Annotated in this window: 21 protein-coding genes; 11 read left to right on the top strand and 10 right to left on the bottom strand. The window is 74.0% G+C overall.

The window, feature by feature from the left end; genetic code table 11:
• Nucleotides 1-110: 110 nt before the first annotated feature.
• Complete coding sequence (istA, locus tag DMP15_RS08645) at nt 111-1382, top strand: IS21 family transposase (RefSeq protein ID WP_210026967.1); 1272 nt, start codon at nt 111-113, stop codon at nt 1380-1382.
• Complete coding sequence (gene istB, locus DMP15_RS08640) at nt 1383-2219, top strand: IS21-like element helper ATPase IstB (protein WP_245350810.1); 837 nt, start codon at nt 1383-1385, stop codon at nt 2217-2219. It begins immediately after the preceding gene.
• Between the two features lie 144 nt (nt 2220-2363).
• Here istB and DMP15_RS08635 read toward each other — a convergent pair whose 3' ends face one another.
• The 3 genes from DMP15_RS08635 to DMP15_RS08625 all read right to left on the bottom strand — a co-directional run bounded on the left by DMP15_RS08635 (nt 2364) and on the right by DMP15_RS08625 (nt 5341).
• Nucleotides 2364-2996: an arsenate reductase/protein-tyrosine-phosphatase family protein gene (locus DMP15_RS08635; protein WP_073578408.1), complete on the bottom strand. Its 633-nt coding sequence runs from the start codon at nt 2994-2996 to the stop codon at nt 2364-2366.
• Between the two features lie 450 nt (nt 2997-3446).
• Entirely contained in the window at nt 3447-4754 is a 1308-nt protein-coding gene (locus DMP15_RS08630) for an HNH endonuclease signature motif containing protein (RefSeq protein ID WP_073578409.1), read from the bottom strand.
• A 74-nt stretch (nt 4755-4828) separates the two neighbouring features.
• Complete coding sequence (locus DMP15_RS08625) at nt 4829-5341, bottom strand: hypothetical protein (protein WP_139283044.1); 513 nt, start codon at nt 5339-5341, stop codon at nt 4829-4831.
• A 396-nt stretch (nt 5342-5737) separates the two neighbouring features.
• Between DMP15_RS08625 and DMP15_RS08620 the strand changes: the two genes are divergently transcribed.
• The 4 genes from DMP15_RS08620 (at nt 5738) to DMP15_RS08605 (ending at nt 9255) form a co-directional block, all read left to right on the top strand.
• Entirely contained in the window at nt 5738-6043 is a 306-nt protein-coding gene (locus DMP15_RS08620) for a hypothetical protein (RefSeq protein WP_073578411.1), read from the top strand.
• A complete protein-coding gene (locus tag DMP15_RS08615) occupies nt 6033-7331 on the top strand; it encodes a cupin domain-containing protein (protein ID WP_304580228.1) in 1299 nt (432 codons plus the stop codon). The genes DMP15_RS08620 and DMP15_RS08615 overlap by 11 nt, the downstream gene beginning before the upstream one ends.
• Nucleotides 7328-8218, top strand: a complete 891-nt coding sequence (locus DMP15_RS08610; protein WP_337825594.1) for a sucrase ferredoxin — start codon at nt 7328-7330, stop codon at nt 8216-8218. Before DMP15_RS08615 ends, DMP15_RS08610 begins: the two co-directional genes overlap by 4 nt.
• A gap of 239 nt (nt 8219-8457) precedes the next feature.
• Nucleotides 8458-9255, top strand: coding sequence for a glucose-1-phosphate cytidylyltransferase (locus tag DMP15_RS08605; protein WP_161152098.1), 798 nt, complete (start codon nt 8458-8460; stop codon nt 9253-9255).
• 7 nt (nt 9256-9262) lie between these two features.
• Here the strand turns inward: DMP15_RS08605 and DMP15_RS08600 are convergent, their stop codons facing one another.
• The 3 genes from DMP15_RS08600 to DMP15_RS08590 form a co-directional block, all read right to left on the bottom strand.
• On the bottom strand, nt 9263-9448 hold the full coding sequence (locus tag DMP15_RS08600) for a helix-turn-helix domain-containing protein (protein WP_218913579.1): 186 nt from the start codon (nt 9446-9448) through the stop codon (nt 9263-9265).
• 65 nt (nt 9449-9513) lie between these two features.
• Nucleotides 9514-9924: a hypothetical protein gene (locus DMP15_RS08595; protein WP_161152097.1), complete on the bottom strand. Its 411-nt coding sequence runs from the start codon at nt 9922-9924 to the stop codon at nt 9514-9516.
• Between the two features lie 82 nt (nt 9925-10006).
• Entirely contained in the window at nt 10007-11074 is a 1068-nt protein-coding gene (locus DMP15_RS08590; protein WP_161152096.1) for an LCP family protein, read from the bottom strand.
• A 269-nt stretch (nt 11075-11343) separates the two neighbouring features.
• Between DMP15_RS08590 and DMP15_RS08585 the strand changes: the two genes are divergently transcribed.
• Nucleotides 11344-11637, top strand: a complete 294-nt coding sequence (locus tag DMP15_RS08585; protein ID WP_073578416.1) for a hypothetical protein — start codon at nt 11344-11346, stop codon at nt 11635-11637.
• 93 nt (nt 11638-11730) lie between these two features.
• Here DMP15_RS08585 and DMP15_RS08580 read toward each other — a convergent pair whose 3' ends face one another.
• The 4 genes from DMP15_RS08580 to DMP15_RS08565 form a co-directional block, all read right to left on the bottom strand.
• Entirely contained in the window at nt 11731-12336 is a 606-nt protein-coding gene (locus DMP15_RS08580) for an HNH endonuclease (RefSeq protein WP_161152095.1), read from the bottom strand.
• Between the two features lie 151 nt (nt 12337-12487).
• Nucleotides 12488-13600: a cystathionine gamma-lyase gene (locus DMP15_RS08575; protein WP_161152094.1), complete on the bottom strand. Its 1113-nt coding sequence runs from the start codon at nt 13598-13600 to the stop codon at nt 12488-12490.
• Nucleotides 13601-13605: 5 nt separating this feature from the next.
• Nucleotides 13606-14664, bottom strand: a complete 1059-nt coding sequence (locus DMP15_RS08570; RefSeq protein ID WP_073578417.1) for an NAD(P)H-dependent glycerol-3-phosphate dehydrogenase — start codon at nt 14662-14664, stop codon at nt 13606-13608.
• A complete protein-coding gene (locus tag DMP15_RS08565) occupies nt 14661-15380 on the bottom strand; it encodes a lysophospholipid acyltransferase family protein (RefSeq protein ID WP_073578418.1) in 720 nt (239 codons plus the stop codon). The genes DMP15_RS08570 and DMP15_RS08565 overlap by 4 nt, the downstream gene beginning before the upstream one ends.
• A 135-nt stretch (nt 15381-15515) precedes the next feature.
• Between DMP15_RS08565 and cofC the strand changes: the two genes are divergently transcribed.
• The 4 genes from cofC (at nt 15516) to DMP15_RS08545 (ending at nt 20932) form a co-directional block, all read left to right on the top strand.
• Nucleotides 15516-16247, top strand: a complete 732-nt coding sequence (gene cofC / locus DMP15_RS08560) for a 2-phospho-L-lactate guanylyltransferase (protein WP_208819804.1) — start codon at nt 15516-15518, stop codon at nt 16245-16247.
• A gap of 61 nt (nt 16248-16308) precedes the next feature.
• Complete coding sequence (locus DMP15_RS08555; protein ID WP_167379131.1) at nt 16309-18690, top strand: RNA degradosome polyphosphate kinase; 2382 nt, start codon at nt 16309-16311, stop codon at nt 18688-18690.
• Nucleotides 18690-19637, top strand: a complete 948-nt coding sequence (locus tag DMP15_RS08550; RefSeq protein ID WP_337825593.1) for an NUDIX hydrolase — start codon at nt 18690-18692, stop codon at nt 19635-19637. Before DMP15_RS08555 ends, DMP15_RS08550 begins: the two co-directional genes overlap by 1 nt.
• Before the next feature lie 362 nt (nt 19638-19999).
• Entirely contained in the window at nt 20000-20932 is a 933-nt protein-coding gene (locus DMP15_RS08545) for a hypothetical protein (RefSeq protein ID WP_161152841.1), read from the top strand.
• Nucleotides 20933-21282 lie beyond the last annotated feature (350 nt).

Genomic DNA, 21282 nt, shown 5'->3' with positions numbered 1-21282 from the left:
CGGTCTCCCGGGGCGTGGGCACAGGCGCCGCAATCGGGCGTGTCGACGACGCGCTGAGACTGACCCTCTAGCGACGGGTTGGGACTGACCCCTCCATCGAGGCTGGAGGGGTGATCACGTTGGAAGAGTGGGCTGAGGTCCGTCGTCTGCACCGCGCCGAGGGCGTGCCGATCAAGGAGATCGTCCGCCGGCTGGGACTGGCGCGAAATACGGTGCGGGCGGCGTTGCGGGCCGACGCGCCGCCCTCGCGGGAGCGTGGACCGCGCGGGTCGTTGGTGGACAAGGTGGAGCCGCAGGTCCGGGCCCTGCTGGCCGAGTATCCGAGGATGCCGGCGACGGTGATCGCCGAGCGGATCGGCTGGACACACTCGTTGACCATCCTCAAGGACCGGGTGCGTGAGCTGCGGCCGTTGTTCGCCCCTCCCGACCCGGCGGACCGGATCGAGTACGCCCCCGGTGAGCTCGCGCAGTGCGACCTGTGGTTCCCGCCGGTCCCGATCCCGGTCGGTGCCAGCGGGGCGCGGGTCCTGCCGGTGTTGGCGATGACCTGCGGCTTCTCCCGGGTGACGGACGCTGTGATGATCCCGTCCCGCAAGGCCGGCGACATCCTGGCCGGGATGTGGGAGATCATCGCAGGGTGGGGCCGCTGTCCCCGCACGCTGGTCTGGGACCGCGAGGCCGCGATCGGCGGCACCGGGCGACCCGGCGTCGAGGCAGCTGCGTTCGCCGGGACGCTCGGGGTGCGGATCAAGCTCACCCCGGCACGGGACCCGGAGTCGAAGGGACTGGTGGAGCGGCGCAACGGCTACTTCGAGACCTCCTTTCTGCCCGGACGCAGCTTCGTCTCGCCGTTCGACTTCAACGCCCAGATCGAGACTTGGTTGACCGAGGTGGCGGGCGCCCGGCACCTGCGCTCGATTGGGACCACCCCCGCCACGCGGTGGCCGATCGACCGGGCCGCGATGGTCGCCCTGCCGCCGGTGGCGCCGCAGGTCGGGCTGACCGGGCGGGTTCGGCTGGCGCGTGACTACTACGTGCGCGTCGACGGCAACGACTACTCGGTCAACCCGGCCGCGATCGGCCGGTTCGTCGACTGGATCGCCACTCCCGCCCTGGTCGCGGTCACCTGCGCCGGGCAGATCGCGGCCACCCACGAGCGGGTCTGGGCCAGCGGCGCCACGGTGACCGATCCCGAGCACCGGGCCACCGCCCGCGCCCTGCGCACTGCGTTCACCGCCGCCCGTGACCGCGCCCGCCATGACACGCGCTCCCACACCGATGGGCACGTCGTGGCCCTGCGCGCGCTGCCGGATTACGACGCGCTCTACGGCGTGAACTTCGACCCCGCACCCGACCCGACCGCCACCGCTGAAGGGCAGTAGATGACCACCCCGAAGACGACCGCGACGACCAGCACGACAGCAGCCACGGAAGCCACGAAGACCGGTGGCGTGAGCACCGAGCTCGGCTCGAAGCTGGCCTACCTGACTCGCGTGTTGAAGACGCCCACGATCGCCCGCGTCTGGGACGACCTCGCCGCCCAGGCCCGCGACCTGAACTGGTCGCACGAGGAGTACCTGACCGCGGTCCTGGAGCGCCAGGTCGCCGACCGTGAGTCCGCCGGCACCACCATGCGCATCCGCACCGCCCACTTCCCGGCCGTGAAAACGCTGGAGGAGTTCAACCTCGACCATCTGCCCTCTCTGCGCCGAGACCTGCTCGCCCATCTGGCGACCGGCACGTTCGTGGCCAAGGCCGAGAACGTGATCCTGCTCGGACCGCCCGGGATCGGGAAGACCCACCTCGCGATCGGGATCGGGGTCAAAGCCACCCAGTCCGGGCACTCGGTGCTCTTCAACACCGCCGGCAACTGGATCACCCGCCTCGCTGCCGCGCACCAGGCCGGGCAGCTGGAGGCCGAGCTACGCAAGATCCGCCGCTACAAGCTGATCATCATCGACGAGGTCGGCTACATCCCCTTCGACCACGACGCGGCGAACCTGTTCTTCCAGCTCATCGCCTCTCGCTACGAACAGGGCTCGGTCATGGTCACCAGCAACCTGCCCTTCGGACGCTGGGGCGAGGTCTTCGGCGACGAGATCGTCGCCGCCGCGATGATCGACCGCCTCGTCCACCACGCCGAGGTCCTCACCCTCTCCGGCGACTCCTACCGCACACGCGCCCGCCGCGAACTCCTCGCCAAAGACCGCGACAACTAGCACGAACCGGGCACACAGGGGTCAATCCCAAACCGTCGCCAGGGGGTCACTTCTAACCCGCCGTTGACAGGGCGATTGCGACGTCGTGACGACACTCGCAACCCGAGGATCGGGCGTTAGCCCCCGAACCTCACCGACCTTCCGCTAACGACGGACACCCACCCGCGGGGCGAGCGCGTCGACGATCCCGTGCACGGCCTGCCAGATCAGGCGGACCGCCTCGCGGTGCGCCTGTTCCGGTCCGCCCATCGGGTCGGGGACGGTGTCGTCGGCCGGGGGGATCGTTCCGCGCCGCGCCTGTGCGGCCTCGACGAGCACACGACCGCGCTTGACCAGGTCGGGCGGCAGCATGGTGTCGTCGACGGCCGCGGTCAGCCGGGCGAACTCGCGCAGCGCGAAGGTGCGGTCGAGCAGGTGCGGGTAGCGCTCGAGCACGGTGGAGCGGTGCCGGACGTTGGCGCCGAGCACCAGGTCGACCCCGGCGACGACGCGGTCGTCGAGTTGGCGGGACCGGAAATCCTCGGCGCGGGTGTCGAGTCCCCAGGGGGCGAGCTGGGCACGGGACAGCGGGTGCATCGGGCCGTTCACGACCGCGGCGACGCCTGCGCTGGAGATCTCCACCCGTGCGGCCTCCCGCCCACCGAGCCGCCCGACGAGCAGGTTACGCATCAGCAGCTCGGCGGCCGGAGAGCGGCAGATGTTGCCGGTGCACACCACGAGGACCCGGAACCGGTCGTCCGGTCCGGGCTGCGTGGGGGCCTGCGGCCGGCGAGCCATGGACGCAGTGTGGAACGCGCGGAGTGGCACGGGCACCACTTCGTGTGCCTCGGCACGCTCGTCCAGCGATGTCATGGGCCCTCCCCCGACGGTCCGTCGTCCGTTCAGTCGCACGGAAGCCCCTGTCCATTTCCGCCGAACGGCCGCGGGCGGCGGACATCCCCAGGGTTGATGAGACGGTGTGACCCGGGTCGCCCCCGTGCCCGCGCCGGATCCGGTGACGGTCGCCCGGCGGAGCCGAGATCTTCGGGGGGGATCACCACACCCGCCCGTGTGCCCGACCTGGACGGCCAGCGCGGTGGCGGAGGTGTTCCTCCGGGCTGCGGAGCGCCCGGCGCACGGTCTGGCCCGCCGGATCCGGCTCCGGTTCGGCGGCACCCCCAGCCGCACGCGGCACCGCGGCCCGCGCGCCGACCGGGCGCCCGCCCCGCATCCCGCGGATATGGCGCGTCACGGGACCAGCACCCGGCCCGCGGTCGCGTCGACGACCGCGTCCAGCGGCACCGGTGGGTCGCCCCGTCCGCAGCCAATCAGGTCGGGCCGGTGCAGCGGGTTGCGCCGAGACCCGCCCGGCGCCCAGGGCGGCGGGTGGAAGACCGGGAACCCGACGTCCATCGTGATGCTCCAGTCCCCGTGGTGGACCAACCGGTGGTGGTGCCCGCAGAGCAGGACCAGGTTGTCCAGGTCGGTGGCGCCGCCGTCGGCCCAGTGCCGCACGTGGTGCGCGACGCACCACTGTGGCGGCGCCTCGCATCCGGGGTGGGCGCATCCGCCGTCGCGTTGGGCGAGGGCGCGGCGTTGCCCGCGGGTCGCGAGCCGGGCCTCCCGTCCGACGAACAGCGGCTCCCCGGCCGTGCCGAGCACGACCGGGACGATCCGCGCGTCACAGGCCAGGCGCAGCGCGTCCCCGGCGGCGACGGCGGCGGACAGCCCACCGGCCCCGAAGCCGAGCAGTCCGGCACCCGTGCCGGTGGTGAGGGTGTCGAGCGGGACGGTGACGGTCAGCGTGACGGGCTGCCCGTTCTCCACGCCCAGGTCCCCCGTCCCGAGCATCCGCCGCGCGAGCTCCACCAGACCGTCGCCGGAGCGCTCGGCGGTGGATCGCTCGTCCCGCGCCCCGGTGGGTCCGTCCGCCGGGACGGGCGCGGTCAGCGGGGACAGTGCAGTGCGCAGCATCGCCGCGGACTCGGTGTCGAACCAGCCCCGCGCCTCGTACCCGGCGCCCTGCGGGCGGAGCACGAACCGGTTGCGCGACGGCTTCGCCTCACGCGGGCGCGGCCCGTCGGGGTCCAGCAGGGCGATCGCCCGCCGGCCGAGCTTCTCGACGGCGTCGGGATCCAGTGTGCGGGCGTGGTGGACCAGGTCGGCCTCCAGCACCGGACGGTGCTCGTGCAGGTGCGGCGGCAGCATCGCCAGCACGCGCAGGATCACCCGCACGTGCTCGGGGCCGACCGCGCCCGCGGCGAACGCCGCCGCCAGCTCGGGCAGCTCCGGGTCCACCTGCTCGCCGGTGATGAGGAACAGCGGGGACAGCCTCCGAGCGGCATCGACCCGGGCGCGGGCGGTGGACAGCGCCACGTTCTGCACGGTGCGCAGCAGGTCCGCGGTGTCGCGGAATCCCCTGTCCCCTGCCACCCCGCGGGTGGCGATCTCGGCGACCAGGGCGACGAGCGAGGCGGACTCGCGGTTGATCCGCTCCTGGACGTCGGCCACTGCGAGGAGGAGCTCCTCGTCACCGGCCTGCCAGACATCGTCCACGCATCCGACCCTACTCGACCATACGTTCGATTATAGCTTTTTGAGCTGGGCGGACGCCGGGCAGCGGCGAGCGGTCAGCCGGTGAAACCGTCCATGACACCGTCGCCGTCGAGGTCGGATCCGCACGCCGCCGTGCCGTAGTAGCTGCCGGCGGGGTCCGAGCAGGCGGACTCCAGCCCGTCCCCGCTCACCTCGTGCTCCTCGGCCTGCAGCTGCTCCAGGTACTCCCGCTGCGCCTGTTCCTTGGCCGCGATCAGGTCGGGGCAGTTCTTGTTGGTGATGTAGTGCGGGTGGGCCGGGTCCTCGAACTCCGGGTCCGCCGTCGGCTCGCAGGTGTAGAGCACCGGCTCCGGCTCCTCCTCGACGAACGACGAGAGCGGCGCGGCCGGCACGATCCCCGGCACGAGCGGCGCCGGGAACTCCCGCGCCACCACACCGGGACCCGTGGGAGCCGGGGCCACGATCGCGACGACCGGATCGGCGGAGGCGACGGACGCGACGCAGAGCGCGGCCGCCGTCGTCGCCGGCACCAGCCCGGCCAGCAGGGCGCGGGACACGGAACGGCGTGGGCGGCGGTGCGACGTCATCGTGCGGTCTCCCCTGGTCCGGCGGGCCGTCGACGCGGCCCTCTCCTCCGCTGGATCGCTCCGCACGGACCAGCCCGTTATCGGCCGTTCGGCGGTTCATCAGATGTGACGAGACGGCGGGCCCGCGGTCAGGGGTGTTCTTCCGCCAGACCCGCGTCGGCTGCATCCTCGAGCGCTGGTCCCCCATGCTCGACCTGTCGATCCTCGCCTGCACCGCCGGTGCGGTCACCCGCGGCGGGGGCGCCTACTGACCCCGGTCCCGGTCCTCCGCGACGGCGGGGCGGACACCCACCCGGTGACCGCCCCCGCCGTCGTCGTTCCGGAGGGGAACGTGCATGGCCGGGCCCGGCCCGGGGTAGCCGCTCGCGACAGTCCCGACGACACCAGGAGACCACCATGGCTCTGAACGACGACGACATCACCACCTCGAGCGGCTCCGGCGCCGAGGGCCCCGCCGACTCCGGCGCCGGCCAGGGCACCCCCGGCCAGCACGACGGCGGCGCCGACGGCGGCGCGGACTCCGGCGCCGAGGGCCCGGCCGACTCCGGTGCCGGCCAGGGCACCCCCGGCCAGCACGACGGCGGCGCCGACGGCGGCGCGGACTCCGGCGCCGAGGGCCCCGCGGACTCCGGTGCCGGCGACGGCACCCCGGGCCAGCACGACGGCGGCGCCGACGGTGGCGCCGACAGCGGTGCGAACTGAGCTGAGCGAGCCGACGGCCGGTGCCGGATCGCCCCCCGCGGGCGCCCCGGTACCGGCCGGCGCACGTGCGGCGTCCGGGAACGGCGCCCTCGCGCGGCTGGTCGGCTCGGACACCGACACGTTCGGCGCCCGGAACTGGGGCACCACCGCGCTGCTGCGCACCGGCGCGGACACCGGCGCGTTCCGCGACCTGCTCGACCTCGACGGCGTCGACGAGCTGCTGTCCCGTCGCGGGCTGCGCACCCCGTTCCTGCGGCTGGCCCGCAACGGGTCCGTCGTCGGCTCGGGTGACTTCACCGGCCCGGGCGGGGTGGGCGCCGAGGTCGGCGACCAGGTCCGCGACGACAAGGTCGCCGCGCTGTTCGGCGACGGCAGCACCGTCGTCCTGCAGGCGCTGCACCGCGTCTGGCCCGGCGTCATCGACTTCTGCACCGCGCTCGCCGAGGACCTCGGCCACCCGGTGCAGGCGAACGCCTACATCACCCCGCCCCAGTCCCAGGGCTTCTCCGCCCACTACGACGTGCACGACGTGTTCGTGCTGCAGCTGGCCGGGCAGAAGCACTGGCGCGTCCACGCACCGGTCCACACCGACCCGCTGCGCAGCCAGCCCTGGAGCGACCACGGCGACGCCGTCGCCGCCCGCGCCCGCGACGACGAGCCCGTGATCGACCGGGTCCTCGAACCCGGTGACGTGCTCTACCTCCCCCGCGGCTGGCTGCACTCCGCCACCGCGCTCGGCGACGTCTCGGCGCACCTGACCGTCGGCGTCCACGTGGTGACCCGGTACGCGCTGGTCGAGTCGCTGCTGGCGCTGGTCGCCTCCGACGAGCGGCTGCGCGCGAGCCTGCCGCTGGGGGTCGACCTGGCCGACCCGGAACAGCTCGCCCCGCACCTGGACGCGGTGCGCGCCGCGCTGACCGGTGCCCTCGCCGCCGTCCCCGCCGAGGACGTGTCGCGCCGGGTCCGGGGCCGGATGTGGTCCGGCGGGCGCCCGGAGCCGGTCCGGCCGGTCGCCGCCGCCGCGTTCGCCCGCGATCTCGCGCCCGGGGACACCGTGCGCCGGCGCCTCGGGGTGCACCACCGCCTCGTCCCGGGCGATGATCGGGTCGTGCTGGAACTGGCGGAGAAGACGCTGACCCTGCCCGCCGTCGTCGCACCCGCGCTGGCGGCCCTGCTCGGCGGCGGCACCCACACCGTCGGGGACCTGCCCGGGCTGGACGCCGACGACCAGGTCGTCCTCGTCCGGCGGCTGCTGCGCGAGGGCGTGCTCGTCCCGGCCACGGCGTGACCGCGGCCCGGGAGTACCAGCACTGCGCGGAACTCGCCGGGACGGCCGGTGACCCGGCGGAGGGCACCGCGCCGCCCGCGCGGCACTGGTTCCTCGTCGAGCACCCCGGGCCGTGGCCGCGTCAGGCCCTGGCCGGGCTCGATCCCGCCGCCGCGTCGGCGCTCGGGGCCTGGGCCGGGGAGGAGGGCGCGCGGGTCGTGCTCGTGCGCCGGCCCGGGCGCCGGGACCGCGACGCCGTCGCACCGGGGCGGCGCTGGTTCCGCGTCGACGCCCGGCCCGGGCACGAGGACGTCCGCACCGGCATCTGGTCCTCCCCCGCCGAGCTGGCCGCCGCCGTCCACTCCGACGGCGACCCGCACCCCGACCCGCTGGTGCTGGTCTGCGCGCACGGCCGGCACGACGCCTGCTGCGCCGTCCGCGGTCGGCCGCTCGCCGCCGCACTCGTCGCCGACGACCCCGAGGGCACCTGGGAGTGCAGCCACATCGGCGGCTGCCGGTTCGCCCCCGCCCTGGTGCTGCTCCCCCACGGCCTGACCTACGGCGGCGTGACCCCGGCCGACGGGCCCGCCGTCGTGCGGGAGTACGGCCGCGGGCTCGTCGTCCCCGGTCTGCTGCGGGGGCGCTCCGCGCTGCCGCCCGCCGTGCAGGCCGCCCAGCACCACGCGCGTGCCGTCACCGGCGCGACCGGGGTGGACGACCTGGGCGTCGCGGACGTCGACTCCGACGGCCGGCCCCCCGGGCACACGTCCTGGCGGGTCACGTTCCACCACCCGGACTGCGTGATCGAGGTGCGGGAACGGTTCGTGGAGGTGGACCGGCCGCTGACGTGTGCGGCCCGCCCGGCGGGCCGGATCCGGGTCTTCGACCTCGTCGACACCCGCACCTGACCTCCGGCGGGGCGGCCGTCGTTTCCGAAACGGAAACGACCGGCCGATCAATCCCGTCCGCACCGGAGCCCTGGATGACCTGCGGACAGGTCGTGGCGGGGCGACCCGCGCTGTCCGGTTTCGCCCGATGTGAGGCGGGAGACAGCCCGACGGCGATAACAGTGCGGTAGTGGTGTTCGGTTGCACCACTACGACGCCGTCGCCCCACCACGCTCCCCACGAAGGAACGGAAGGCCCCCATGGACCCCCAGACCCCCGTCGTCATCCTCTGCGGAGGCAAGGGCACCCGCATCCGCGAGGCATCGGAGAGCCTGCCCAAGGCGATGGTCGAGATCGGTGACCGGCCGATCGTCTGGCACATCATGAAGACCTACCGGGAGCACGGCTTCCGGCGCTTCGTCCTGTGCCTGGGGTACAAGAGCTGGGCGATCAAGGAGTACTTCCTCGACTACCGGGCCCGCTCCGCGGACTTCACCCTGTCCATGTCCGACCGGCACCGGATCGACTTCCACAACGGCGTCGACGAGGACTGGGAGATCACCTTCGCCGAGACGGGCCTGGAGGCCGCCACCGGCTCGCGCGTCCGGAAGATCGCCCAGTACGTCGACACCGAGAACTTCTTCCTCACCTACGGCGACGGCGTCGGCACCGTCGACATCACCGCCCTGGCCAAGGAGCACGAGCAGTCCGGGAAGATCGGCACCGTCACCGGGGTGCACCCGACGTCGAAGTTCGGCGAGATGAACGTCGAGGGCGAGCGGGTCGTGGAGTTCAACGAGAAGCCCACCCAGGTGACCGGCTTCGTCTCCGGCGGGTACTTCGCCTTTCGCCGCGAGTTCCTCGACTCCTACCTCGGCGAGCCCGACGACGACGGCGTGTGGCTCGAGCACGAGCCGCTGCAGCGCCTGGCCCGCGACGGGCAGCTCAACGTGCACCGCCACGAGGACTTCTGGTCGGCGATGGACACCTTCAAGGACTTCGAGTACCTCAACAGCCTGTGGGCGCGCGACCAGGCGCCCTGGAAGATCTGGGCCTGACCGGCCGTCACCGGGGATCGGGGAGCGACGACTCCCCGGCCCGGTGGCTCATCAGGTCCCCCGGCTGGCAGCCCAGCGCCTCGCAGATCGCCGACAGCGTCGAGAACCGGATCGCGCGGGCCCGGCCGTTCTTGAGCACCGACAGGTTCGCGTGCGTGACCCCGACCCGGCGGGCGAGCTCGGTGAGCGTCATCCCCCGCTCGGCCAGCAGCGTGTCGAGATGGATCTCGATCGCCGACTCCGGTTCCGCGGGCACCGCTACACCTCGACCAGGGCCCACACCGGCTGCCCGACCAGCGCCCAGCCCAGCAGACCCACCCGGCGCGGCAGACCGTCGCAGAACAGGCCCCGCTCCCGCGCCAGGTCCAGCGCCCGCAGCGCGAGGCCGATGACCACCGCCCCGCAGAGGGCGGGCAGGAGCTGCGGCAGCTCGGCGAGCACCGAGCCGAGGCGCGGCGAGTCCTGTCCCATCACCAGGGGCGATCCCTCGATCATCCGTGCGGAGTCCGCCAGCGGCGGGCGGTCGTATCCCAGCTCGAACACGTACGACGTCGGCTCCCCGGCCAGCGCCTGCCCGATCTTCCCGACCGCGGCCGCGGCCAGGAACGCCGGCGCGACCGCCAGCAGCACGAAGTAGAGCCTCGCGACCAGCCGGACGGCGCTCAGCATCCACGAATCCACTGTCATGACATCCCCCCGGATGCATCGTTCTTCGATACGTCGAAGAACAGTACACCGAAGAACGATATACTCAGGACGGCGTCGCGCTCAGCGCCTCCGTCGGATTCAGGTCCGCGTACTGCGCCACCGACCCGTTGCGCACCGCCCCCCACAGCTGCGCGCTGCGCCGCTCGTCGAGGTAGACGACCGACTGCTCCCCCTCGCGCCCCAGCCCGGCCACCGGCGCGGTCACGAACGCCACACCCGAGCCGCGCAGGTTGCGGTTCTCCAGGGCCAGCTGCACCAGCCCGGTGTTGGACAGCGAGTCGTCCACGCTCACCGCGTCGCCGACGCTGGTCGCGAACGCGTAGAGCGCGGTCAGGTCGGTCGTGGCCTTCTCCTGGACCGTCGCGAGCAGTGCCTTGATGGCGTTCTGCTGGCGGGCGGCGCGGTCGATGTCGCCGTTCGGGAGGCCGTAGCGCTGGCGCACGTAGGCCAGCGCCTGGGCGCCGTCCAGGTGGTTCTCCCCCGCCCGGAAGTCCACACCGGCATTGCTCGTCGCCTGCGCCACCTTCACGTCGATGCCGCCGACGGAGTCGACGAGCGAGGTGAACCCGGCGAAGTCGACGACGCCGAAGTGGTCCACCCGCACCCCGGTCAGCTTCTCCACGGTCCGGATGAGCAGCGGGGCGCCACCGAACGCGTAGGCGGCGTTGATCTTGTTCATGCCGCGGCCGGGGATGTCGACCCAGGAGTCGCGCGGGATCGACACGACGCTCGCGTGCTCGCCGTCGGGGGCGAGGGTGCCGAGCATGATCACGTCGGAGCGCTGGGAGCCCGCGTCGACGCCCGGGGCGGCGTCGATGCCGGTGGTGGGGGCCTCGGCGCGGGAGTCGGTGCCGACGAGCAGGAACGTGGTGCCGCCGAACGTCGCCGGACGGCTGCCGGCGTCGATCCCGCGGAACGCGTCCGGGATGCGAGCGATGCCACCGCCGATACTCGAGGTCAGGTAGGCGACCACACCCCCGATCGCGAGGAGCAGCACGAGGACGAGCGCCAGAAGGACGGCGAGCACCCGCCGCCCGCGACGCCGGAGCCGTCCGTCGCGCAGGCCGGGCGCGACGGCGTCGTGCCGGGGCGGGGGGACGGCGATGCGCATCGGGTCTCCTGGATCTCCGTGGACGGTCGTCCGGTTCGTCGCCACCGGGCGTCCGCCGTTACGTGCCACCGCACGGTCCCACTCCCGGTGCCGCGCAACGTCACCGGTCGTCGCAGGTCAGCGGCTCGGCGCGCACACAGCGCAGTCACAGAGGGGTGCTGTGTCATCAGATGTGGGGAACCGACGGCCCTCTCGCTAATGGTCCGGACGGACCAGGTGAACTCACGGGGCAGAACGGCCGCACGGCCGTCGCGGACCGAGGAGGACCCATGAGCGTCACGCCCGAGACCCCCGCCACCGTCGGCACCGGCACCGCTCCGGTCGCCATCCCGGCGCCGCGCGGCGCCGCGGAGAACGGCGCGCTGCCGCCCGTCGCGGCCACCCCGGTCGCGGTCGACCTGTGCCGCTGCGGGCATGAGCGCGACGCCCACGACCACTACCGCGCCGGCACCGACTGCGGGGTCTGCGGCACCGCCTGCCGCGTCTTCCACGCCCGCACCGCCGCCGGCCGCTCGGCCGGTCGCGCCGCCCGTCTCACCTCGGCCCTGCTGCGGCGCAGCTGACCCCTGCGCTCCGTCCCCGGACGGTCCGCCGGGAGACGTTCCACGAACGCCCCCGCCTCCTCCCGTGAGGCGGGGGCGTTCGCGTGTCCGTCGTCAGGCCGCGGCGGCCAGCCAGGGCTCCCAGGCGGGCAGTGGTTCCACCGCCAGGACGAGCACCCCCGCCCCGTTCCTCGCGGGCGGTGCCGGCGCCGTCCGCAGGGTCCAGCCCAGTTCCTCGATGAGACGGTCCGCCTTCTTCGAGTTGCAGGCCTTGCATGCCGCGACGCAGTTCTCCCAGCTGTGCGCCCCTCCGCGGCTGCGGGGGATCACGTGGTCGATGGTGTCGGCGCGTCTGCTGCAGTACGCGCAGCGTCGGGCGTCACGACGGAGCACACCGGCCCGGGTCATGGGCACCGATCGGCGGTAGGGCACCCGGACGTAGCGGGAGAGCCGCAGGACGGACGGTGCCGGGAGAGCGAGACTCTCGGAACGGAACTCCGCGCCCTCGAGCGCCTCCTGGAGACACTCGGCCTTACCGGCGAGCAGCAGGCAGATGGCGCGCTTGGACGTGACCACGGCCAGCGGTTCGAAGCTGGCGTTGAGGAGCAGGACCCGGGACCCCGATGGGATCCGAGCCGTGGTCGGCAGCTCGGCCCCCGGTGCCGGGACGGGATCGTCGGGGAGCGGGTCGACCGCTCTCAGTTCGCCAGGGACGATCATCTCGGCACCATGGGGGACGGGTTGTCGGTACGGCACGCGACCACCTCCGCGAACGCTCGAGGTCCGGATGTAGTCGACCATACGGAACCCGGGTTACGCGAGTGTGATAGCGCGACCGACGCGGGGTGTCCCGTCGGTTCCGCGGCGCGGATCAGCCCCCGAGTGCGCCGATCACGTCCGCGAGGAGGTCGTCGGTGTCCTCGACACCGCAGGACAGCCGCACCAGACCGTCCGGCACCGCGTCGCCCCAGCGTGCCCGCCGGTCCGCAGCGGTGCGCAGCCCGCCGAAGCTCGTCGCCGAGTCGACCAGCGTCGTGCGGGCCAGGAACTCCGAGACGGCGTGGGTGTCGGCCAGGGTGAACCGCAGGATCCCGTTCCAGCGCCGCATCTGGGTCCGGGCGAGCACGTGCGACGGGTCGTCGGCCAGCCCTGGCCAGCGCACGTCGTGCACGCCCGGGGTCTCCCGCAGCGCGACGGCGAGCGCGCGGGCGTTCTCGGCCTGCCGGGCCAGCCGCAGGTCCAGGGTGCCGAGCCCGCGCAGCGCCAGCCAGGTCTCCATCGGCCCGGCGATCGCGCCGCCGCGGGTGCGGAAGGCGCGGACCCGCTCGTGGTGCACCGGGTCGGCCGCGGACACGTGCCCGAGCAGCAGGTCCCCGTGCCCGGACAGCGCCTTGGTGTCGCTGGCGACGACGAGGTCCGCGCCGAGCGCGAGCGGCTGCTGCCCGAGCGGGGTGCACGTGGTGTTGTCGACGGCGACGACCGCCCCGGCCGCGTGCGCGGCGGCGGCGACCGCGGCGACGTCGCAGACCTCCAGGCCGGGGTTCGACGGCGTCTCCAGCATCACCAGTGCGGGCCGGTGCCGGGCGATCGCCGAGGCCCAGTCGCCCGCGGTCGCGCAGTAGGCGACCGGCACCCCGAGCGGGGCGAGCTCCTCGTCGGCGAGCAGGCGCGCGACGTAGTAGCCGTCGCTGGGCAGCAGCACGCCGCGCCCGGCGCCGGTGAACGCACGCAGGACCGCGGCGATCGCGGCCATCCCGGACGGGAACACCGTGCACGGCCCGCCGTCGAGCTCGCCGACGGCGGCCTCGAACATCCGCCACGTCGGGTTGTCCGCGCGGGCGTAGAAGTCCGCGCCCTGGTCGGCCTCCTCCGGGCGGCCGAGGTGGTAGGTGCTGGTCAGCACCGGCCCTCGGTGCACCGGATCGCCGACGGCGTGGGCGTCGTGCTCCCCGCCGCGCACGCAGCGGGTGCCGTCTCCGAGCATGGGGTTCACTCCGGCTTCGGGGCCCGGGAGATCAGTTCCTTGGCCATCTGGTGGGCGGTCATGCCCTCGTGGCAGACCCGGCGCACCGCGTCGGCGATGGGCAGCTCCACCCCGGCGCGCTCACCGAGCTCGCAGATCGACAGGCAGGACTTCACGCCCTCGGCGACCTGGCCGTGGTTGGCCTTCTCCGCCTCGGCGAGACTCGCGCCGCGGCCGAGCTGCTCGCCGAAGGTGCGGTTGCGCGACAGCGGGGAGCTGCACGTCGCCACCAGGTCGCCCATGCCGGCCAGGCCGGCGAAGGTCAGCGGCGAGGCACCGAGCGCCATCCCGAGCCGGGACATCTCGGCCAGCCCGCGGGTGATCAGCGACGCCCGCGAGTTGTCGCCCAGCCCCATCCCGGACGCGACGCCGACGGCCAGCGCGATGACGTTCTTGCCCGCCCCGCCCAGCTCCGCCCCGACGACGTCGGTGTTGGTGTAGGCGCGGAAGTAACCGGTCGCACAGGCGGTCTGCAGCGCCACCGCACGGTCGTGGTCCTCGCACGCGATGACGGTGGCCGTCGGCTGCTCGTGGGCGATCTCCGCGGCCAGGTTCGGCCCGGACACCACGGCGAGCCGGTCCACCCCGACGCCGGTGACGTCGTCGATGACCTCGGTCATCCGCTTGAGCGTCCCCAGCTCGACGCCCTTGGCCAGGCTGGTGAGGGTGACCCCGGCCGGGACCAGGTCCCGCCAGCGCTCCAGGTTGTCGCGCAGCGACTGCGACGGCACCGCGAGGATCACCGCGTCGGCCCCGTCGAGGGCCTCGGCCGCGTCGTGGGTGGCCCGCAGCGTGTCCGGCAGCGCGACGTCGGACAGGTAGTCGGGGTTGCGCCGGTCGGCGTTGATCGCCTCGGCCACCTCCGCCCGGCGGGCCCACAGCCGCACGTCGCGACCGGCGTCGCCGAGGACCTTCGCGAACGCGGTGCCCCAGCTGCCCGCGCCGAGCACGGCGACGCGGTGGATCGAGTGCACGGGTTCGTTGACCGGACGCTCCCCGAACGACGGGGCCGGGGGGACGCTCATCGGCCCGCCTCGCTCTCCGGGCGGCGGCGGTAGAACTCCTCCGGCGCGTCCTCGTCGCGGACCTCGGCGAGCAGCTCCCGCACCCGTCCCATGATCAGGTCGGTGACCTCGCGCAGGATGTGGGCGTCCAGCGGGCGCCCGCGGTAGGCGCTCAGGTCCACCGGGTCCCCCGCGCGCAGCACGACATCGGTGCGCGGCAGCGGGCGGAACTTCTTCTCGTAGCCGTTCAGGACCTCGCGGGTCCCCCAGTGCACCATCGGGATGACCGGCACGTCCGAGGCCAGCGCCATCCGCGCGACGCCGGTGCGCGAGCGCATCGGCCACCCGTCGGGGTCGCGGGTGATGGTGCCCTCCGGGTAGATGATGACGATCTTGCCGTCGGCCAGGGCCTGCGTCCCGGCGGCCAGGCTCTGCTGGGCGTCGGCGGAGTCGCGGTAGACCGGGATCTGCCCCGAGCCGCGCAGCACCTGCCCGAGCACCGGCACCTGCCACAGGCTGCTCTTGGCCAGGAACCGGGGCACCCGCCCCGCGCTGTGCACGTAGGTCCCGGTGTGGATCGGGTCCAGGTGCGAGATGTGGTTGCCGACCAGCAGCGCGCCGCCCCGGGCCGGGAGGTGCTCACGGCCCTGGTAGCGCGGCCGGCCGGTGAGCCAGCCGATCGAGTAGAAGAACGGGACGGCGAAACCGACCCAGAATCCGCCCTTCTCGCGTGCCACCGGCGGCCTCCTCCTGCCCGCCTCGGTGGCGGGTCGTGGGGTCGTCGCGGATCGGGATGATCCGGATCTCGTCCGTGGAGTCTCCCCACAGAGGCCCCACGGTGTCACGCGGGGTGCCAGACTGGGGCCGTGACCCTGCGGGTGGACCTGGTCGTACCGGTGAAACCGCTGCCCCGCGCCAAGACCCGGCTGCGCGGTGCCGCCGACGGCGGGGTGGGTGATCTCGACGCGCACCAGCGGCTCGCGCTGGCCCTGGCCCGCGACACGGTGGCCGCCGCCGTCGCCGCGACGGCGGTCCGGCACGTGCTGGTGATCTCCTCGGACCCGGCGGTGGCGATGGAGGTCGGCGCGCTCGGCGCGGAGGTCGTCACCGACCCCGGCCGCCGGCTCAACGGCGCGCTGCGCCACGGTGCCGCGCTGCTGCGATCGCGCGACCCGCACGCCGCGCTGGGGGCGCTGCAGGCCGACCTGCCCGCGCTGCGCCCGGCCGAGCTCGACGACGCCGTCGCCGCGGCCGCCGTGCTGTTCGCCGCCGGTGCGACCCGCGCCTTCCAGCCCGACGCCCCCGGCGAGGGCACCACGCTGCTGCTCGTCGCGCCGGGCCACGACCTCGACCCGCACTTCGGCCGCGGGTCGGCCGCCCGGCACAGCGCCTCCGGGGCACGCCCGCTGCCCGGTGTCCGTCCCGGTCTGCGCCGCGACGTCGACACCGCCGCCGACCTCGACGACGCCGTCGCCCTCGGGGTGGGGGTGTGGACCCGGGCCGTGGTCGACGCCCGGCACGGGCCGCCCGCCACACCTCACCCACCCGGATGTCCCCCGCCCGGTGACGCCGTCGCCCGACGGTGTGGCACACCACGTACGTGACATCGCCGGACGGGGCCGTGTCCACGTGGACGGTTGCGGAGCGGTACGAAACAATCGCGACGTGAGTGACGACTCGGCGACCCCGGACGGACGGAACGGCACCTCCGCGCACCCGGGGGGCCGTCCCCGGTCGGCGTCGCGCCGCGCCCCGCGTCCGGCATCGCGGCGGCTGCACACCGCGAGCCGCAGCGTCGCCGACCACGCACCGGCCGCGGAGATCCCGGCCCAGCAGCACGTGCCGCCGGGCCCCGCGGCACCGCCCGCGCCGCCGGCCGCCGCGCCGTCGCAGGTGCAGGGAGCCGCCCCGATCGCGCCGCCCGCGGGGGCGACCACCCCGGCGTCGACGATGGCCGAGCTGCTCCCCGAGGACCGTTACCTCAACCGTGAGCTGTCCTGGCTCGACTTCAACGCCCGGGTGCTGGCCCTGGCCGAGGACTCCAGCCAGCCGCTGCTGGAGCGCGCGAAGTTCCTCGCGATCTTCGCCTCCAACCTCGACGAGTTCTACATGGTCCGGGTCGCGGGTCTGAAGCGCCGCGACGAGACCGGCCTGTCCGTGCGCAGCGCCGACGGCCTGACCCCCCGCCAGCAGCTGGCCCGGATCACCGAGCGGAGCCGCGCGCTGTCGCGGGCGCACGCCGAGGTGTTCATGGACGAGCTGCTCCCCGAGCTCGACGCGGCCGGCGTCCACCTGCGCAGCTGGGAGGACCTGACCGACGCCGAGCGCCTGCGGCTGTCGGACTACTTCACCGAGACGGTGTTCCCGGTGCTCACCCCGCTCGCGGTGGACCCGGCGCACCCGTTCCCCTACATCTCCGGGCTGTCGCTCAACCTCGCGGTGACCGTCCGCGACCCCGAGGGCCGGACCGAGCGGTTCGCCCGGGTCAAGGTACCGAACAACGTGCCGCGGCTGGTGTCGGTCGACCCGCCGGACACCGACACCCGCGCCGGGAACCGGCAGTGCACGTTCCTGCCGATCGAGGACCTGATCTCCGCGCACCTCGGGGACCTGTTCAACGGCATGGAGGTCACCGAGGTCCACCCGTTCCGCGTCACCCGCAACGCCGACCTCGAGGTCGAGGAGGACCGCGACGAGGACCTCCTGCAGGCCCTGGAGCGCGAGCTGGCCCGGCGCCGGTTCGGTCCGCCGGTCCGCCTCGAGGTGCTCGACACGATGTCCGAGCACGTGCTGGAGCTGCTGCTGCGCGAGCTCGACGTCGACCCGAACGACGTCGTCACCGTCCCCGGGCTGCTCGACCTCACCGGCCTGTGGCAGGTGCACGGGGTCAACCGCCCCGACCTGAAGGACGAGCCGTTCCGCCCCGCCACGCACCCCGCGTTCGCGGAGCGGGAGACCCCGCGCAGCGTGTTCGCGACCCTGCGCGAGGGCGACGTGCTGGTGCACCACCCCTACGACTCGTTCTCGACGTCGGTGCAGCGCTTCATCGAGCAGGCCGCGGCCGACCCGAACGTGCTCGCGATCAAGCAGACCCTCTACCGCACCTCCGGCGACTCCCCGATCGTCAACGCCCTGATCGACGCCGCCGAGGCGGGCAAGCAGGTCGTCGCCCTGGTCGAGATCAAGGCCCGGTTCGACGAGCAGGCCAACATCCGCTGGGCACGCGAGCTGGAGAAGGCCGGCGTGCACGTCGTCTACGGCCTGGTGGGGCTCAAGACGCACTGCAAGACCTGCCTGGTCGTCCGCCAGGAGGGGTCGGAGATCCGCCGCTACTGCCACATCGGCACCGGCAACTACAACCCGAAGACCGCGCGGCTCTACGAGGACGTCGGCGTGCTCACCGCCGACCCGACCATCGGCGCGGACCTCACCGACCTGTTCAACTCCCTCACCGGCTACTCGCGGCAGACCTCCTACCGGAGCCTGCTCGTCGCGCCGTACGGGATCCGCCGCGGCATCGTCCGCCGCATCGACGACGAGATCGAGGCGCACCTGTCCGGCGAGTCCGGCGCGCGGGTGCAGATCAAGGCGAACTCACTGGTCGACGAGGCCATCATCGACGCCTGCTACCGGGCGTCGCAGGCGGGCGTGCCGGTCGACATCGTGGTGCGCGGCATCTGCGCAATCGTCCCCGGCCGCCCCGGGCTGAGCGAGAACATCACCGTCCGGTCGATCCTCGGGCCGTTCCTGGAGCACTCCCGGGTGCTGCACTTCGGCTCGGCCGACGAGTACTGGATCGGCTCGGCGGACATGATGCACCGCAACCTGGACCGCCGGGTCGAGGTCATGCTGCGGGTCGCCGACCCGAAGCTGGCCGACCAGCTCGGCGCGATGTTCGACTCCTGCCTGGACCCGGCGACGCGCTGCTGGACGCTCGGGCCGGACGGGACCTGGTCGCCGTCGCCCGCGCCGGGCTCGGAGAACATCCGGGTCCGCGACCACCAGGTCGAGATGATGAACTCCCGCCGCGGCAGCAGCGAGGACTGATGCTGTCCGCACAGCTCCGGACCGACGGCGCCGAGGTCGACCCGGCGGGGATCGCCGACGTCGTCGCGGCCGGGACGGTGCCGTGGCGCCGCGCGGACGACGGCACCGTCGAGGTGGCCCTGGTCCACCGCCCCCGCTACGACGACTGGTCCTGGCCCAAGGGACACCAGGACCCGGGCGAGGCGCTGACCCTGACCGCGCTGCGCGAGACCGCCGAGGAGGCACACCTGGGGTGCCGCCTCGGCGCCCGGCTCGGCCACACCGCGTACGCCGTGCCCGGCAAGGGCCACAAGGTCGTGCACTACTGGGCCGCCGAGGCCGTCCGCGACCACGGCTTCTCCGTCACCGACGAGACCGACGACCTGCGCTGGCTGCCCCGCGACGAGGCCGCCGCGCTCCTCACCCGCCCGACCGACGCCGACCTGCTGGACCGGCTCGACCGGGTGGGGCCGCCGACGTCGACGGTGGTGCTCGTGCGGCACGCCAAGGCAGGCAGCCGGACCGCCTGGGAGGGCGACGACGATCTGCGCCCCCTGTCCGGTACCGGGTTCACCCAGGCCGACCGGCTCGCGGACTTCCTCGACCGCTTCGGCCCGGACCGGCTCGCGACCGCCCCGCCGTTGCGCTGCGGCCAGACGATCGAGCCGTACGCCCACGCGTCCGGCGCGGGCGAACCAGACGTGGAGCCGCTGCTCGGCGAGCACGGCTACTGGGTCTCCCCCGTCGACGGCCTGGCCCGCTTCCGCACCCTCGCGGCGCAGCCCGGCGTGACGCTGCTGTGCAGCCAGGGCGGGGTCATCCCGGACGTCGTCGGGCACCTGCTCGCCGCCGCGGGCCGGTCCCCCGACCCCGACCTGCCCTCGCACAAGGCCAGCACCTGGGTCCTGGGCTTCGGCGACGACGGCGCCCTGCTGTCGGCCGACTACTACCGCCGCCCGCCCTCCTGACCCGCCTCGCCGCTCAGCGCCTCCCTTCCCCGCTCCCTGCCGCGCCCACCGACCCGCCCGCGCCGCACCTCGGACGCCGTCCGCACACCACTCCGCGGGCCTGTCGTTCCGTGTACTCGTCGCTTTCGCGCGCAGCCACTCCCCGCGCCCCGCACCCGCCGTCCCCGGCCCCGGCCCCGGCCCCGGCCCCGGTCCGATCGTCGATCAGTACCTGAGAGCTGTTCGGCCCCGGGTCGGCAGCACTGGTGCACTGATCGACCGGAGCCGTGGCGGTGTGCCCTCCTCTGCGGCGGCGTGTGCGACTGCGAACGGACGCACCGGTTCGGGCCCGCCAGGCACGGACCGGGGTGCAGGGTGCGCGGGTGGAGGAGCCGTTCCGGGGGTCGGAGGCCGTCGCGCGCGGGATCGTCACGCCGGCGCGGCTGCGCGGGCCACGGTTCGTGCGTCTGTTCCCCGACGTGTACGTGTCCGCCGCGGCCCCCGTGACGCCGGTGCTCCGGGCCCGGGCGGCATCGGTCTACGCCGGACCCCGGGGCGCGGCATCGGCCTACTCGGCGGCCGAGATCCTGCGCGCGTCCTGCGGGCCGTGGACGGCGCCCGCCGAGCTCGTCGCGCCACGGCGGATCCGGCCCCGCCCGGACCTGCTCGCCCACCAGGGCGTCCCGCTCGAACCCGGTCTCTGCGACGGCGTCCGGGTCACCTCACCCCGCGCCACGGCGTGGGAGCTGTGCCGGCGGCTCGAGCTCGTCGACGCCGTCGTCGCCCTCGACGCACTCGCCGCCCGGAGACGGGATCGGCCGGTGTTCGTACCGGTACAGGGCACACCGGCACCCGAGCAGCGGAGACTGTCCAGGATGACGGCGCCGTGCCCCGGCTTCGACCCCGCCGACCTCCTGGTCCTGCGGTCGCTGTACCCCCACGTGCGGGGCTCGGCCCGGCTGGACCGGGTCGTCGCACTCGCCGACCCCCGGGCGGAGTCCCCACCCGAGACCCGGCTACGGCTGTTGCTCGTGCTCTCCGGGCTCCCGGTCCCGCAGGTCCAGTTCCCGTTGTACGACGCCCGCGGCCACCCCTGGGCGCGTTTCGACCTCGCCTACCCCGACGCCCTGCTCGCGATCGAGTACGACGGCGCCCACCACGACGACCCGCTCGACCGCATCCGCGACACCCGCACCGCGGCGCTGGGATGGCAGACCCTCCGGATCACCGCCGACGGCCTCACCCGCAACGCCCGCCGCACCGTCGGGACGGTCCGCGCCCTGCTCGCCCAACGGACCCACCTCACCTCGCCCTGACCCGCACCGGCGCGGCGTCCCGGGCCCCACTCGACGCCGCCCCCCGCTCTCGTCCACGTCCCCCCGTCGATCAGTACGTGAGCGTCGCTGCGTTCCGGTCGGACAGCAGTCACGTACTGATCGACGTGCGAGGGGCTCGGACGGCGCGGCGCGCCCCTGGGGAGGCAGCCCAGAGCGGGCAGTCCAGCGAGGCGCGGCCCTACGCCCGCCGCGCTCGGCGGGCCGCACCGAGCCAGGGTGCACACCGGGACGAGGACCGTCGATCAGTACCTGAGCGCTGTCCACCTCCGCTCGAACAGCAGTCATGTACTGATCGACGCACTCGTGGACGGCGATGGGCGGCGAGCACA

The organism is Pseudonocardia sp. UM4_GMWB1 (assembly GCF_017312155.1).
Lineage (GTDB): Bacteria > Actinomycetota > Actinomycetes > Mycobacteriales > Pseudonocardiaceae > Pseudonocardia > Pseudonocardia alni.
Note: the sequence above shows the minus strand (reverse complement) of the source record. Positions and strands in the feature narration are given on the sequence as shown.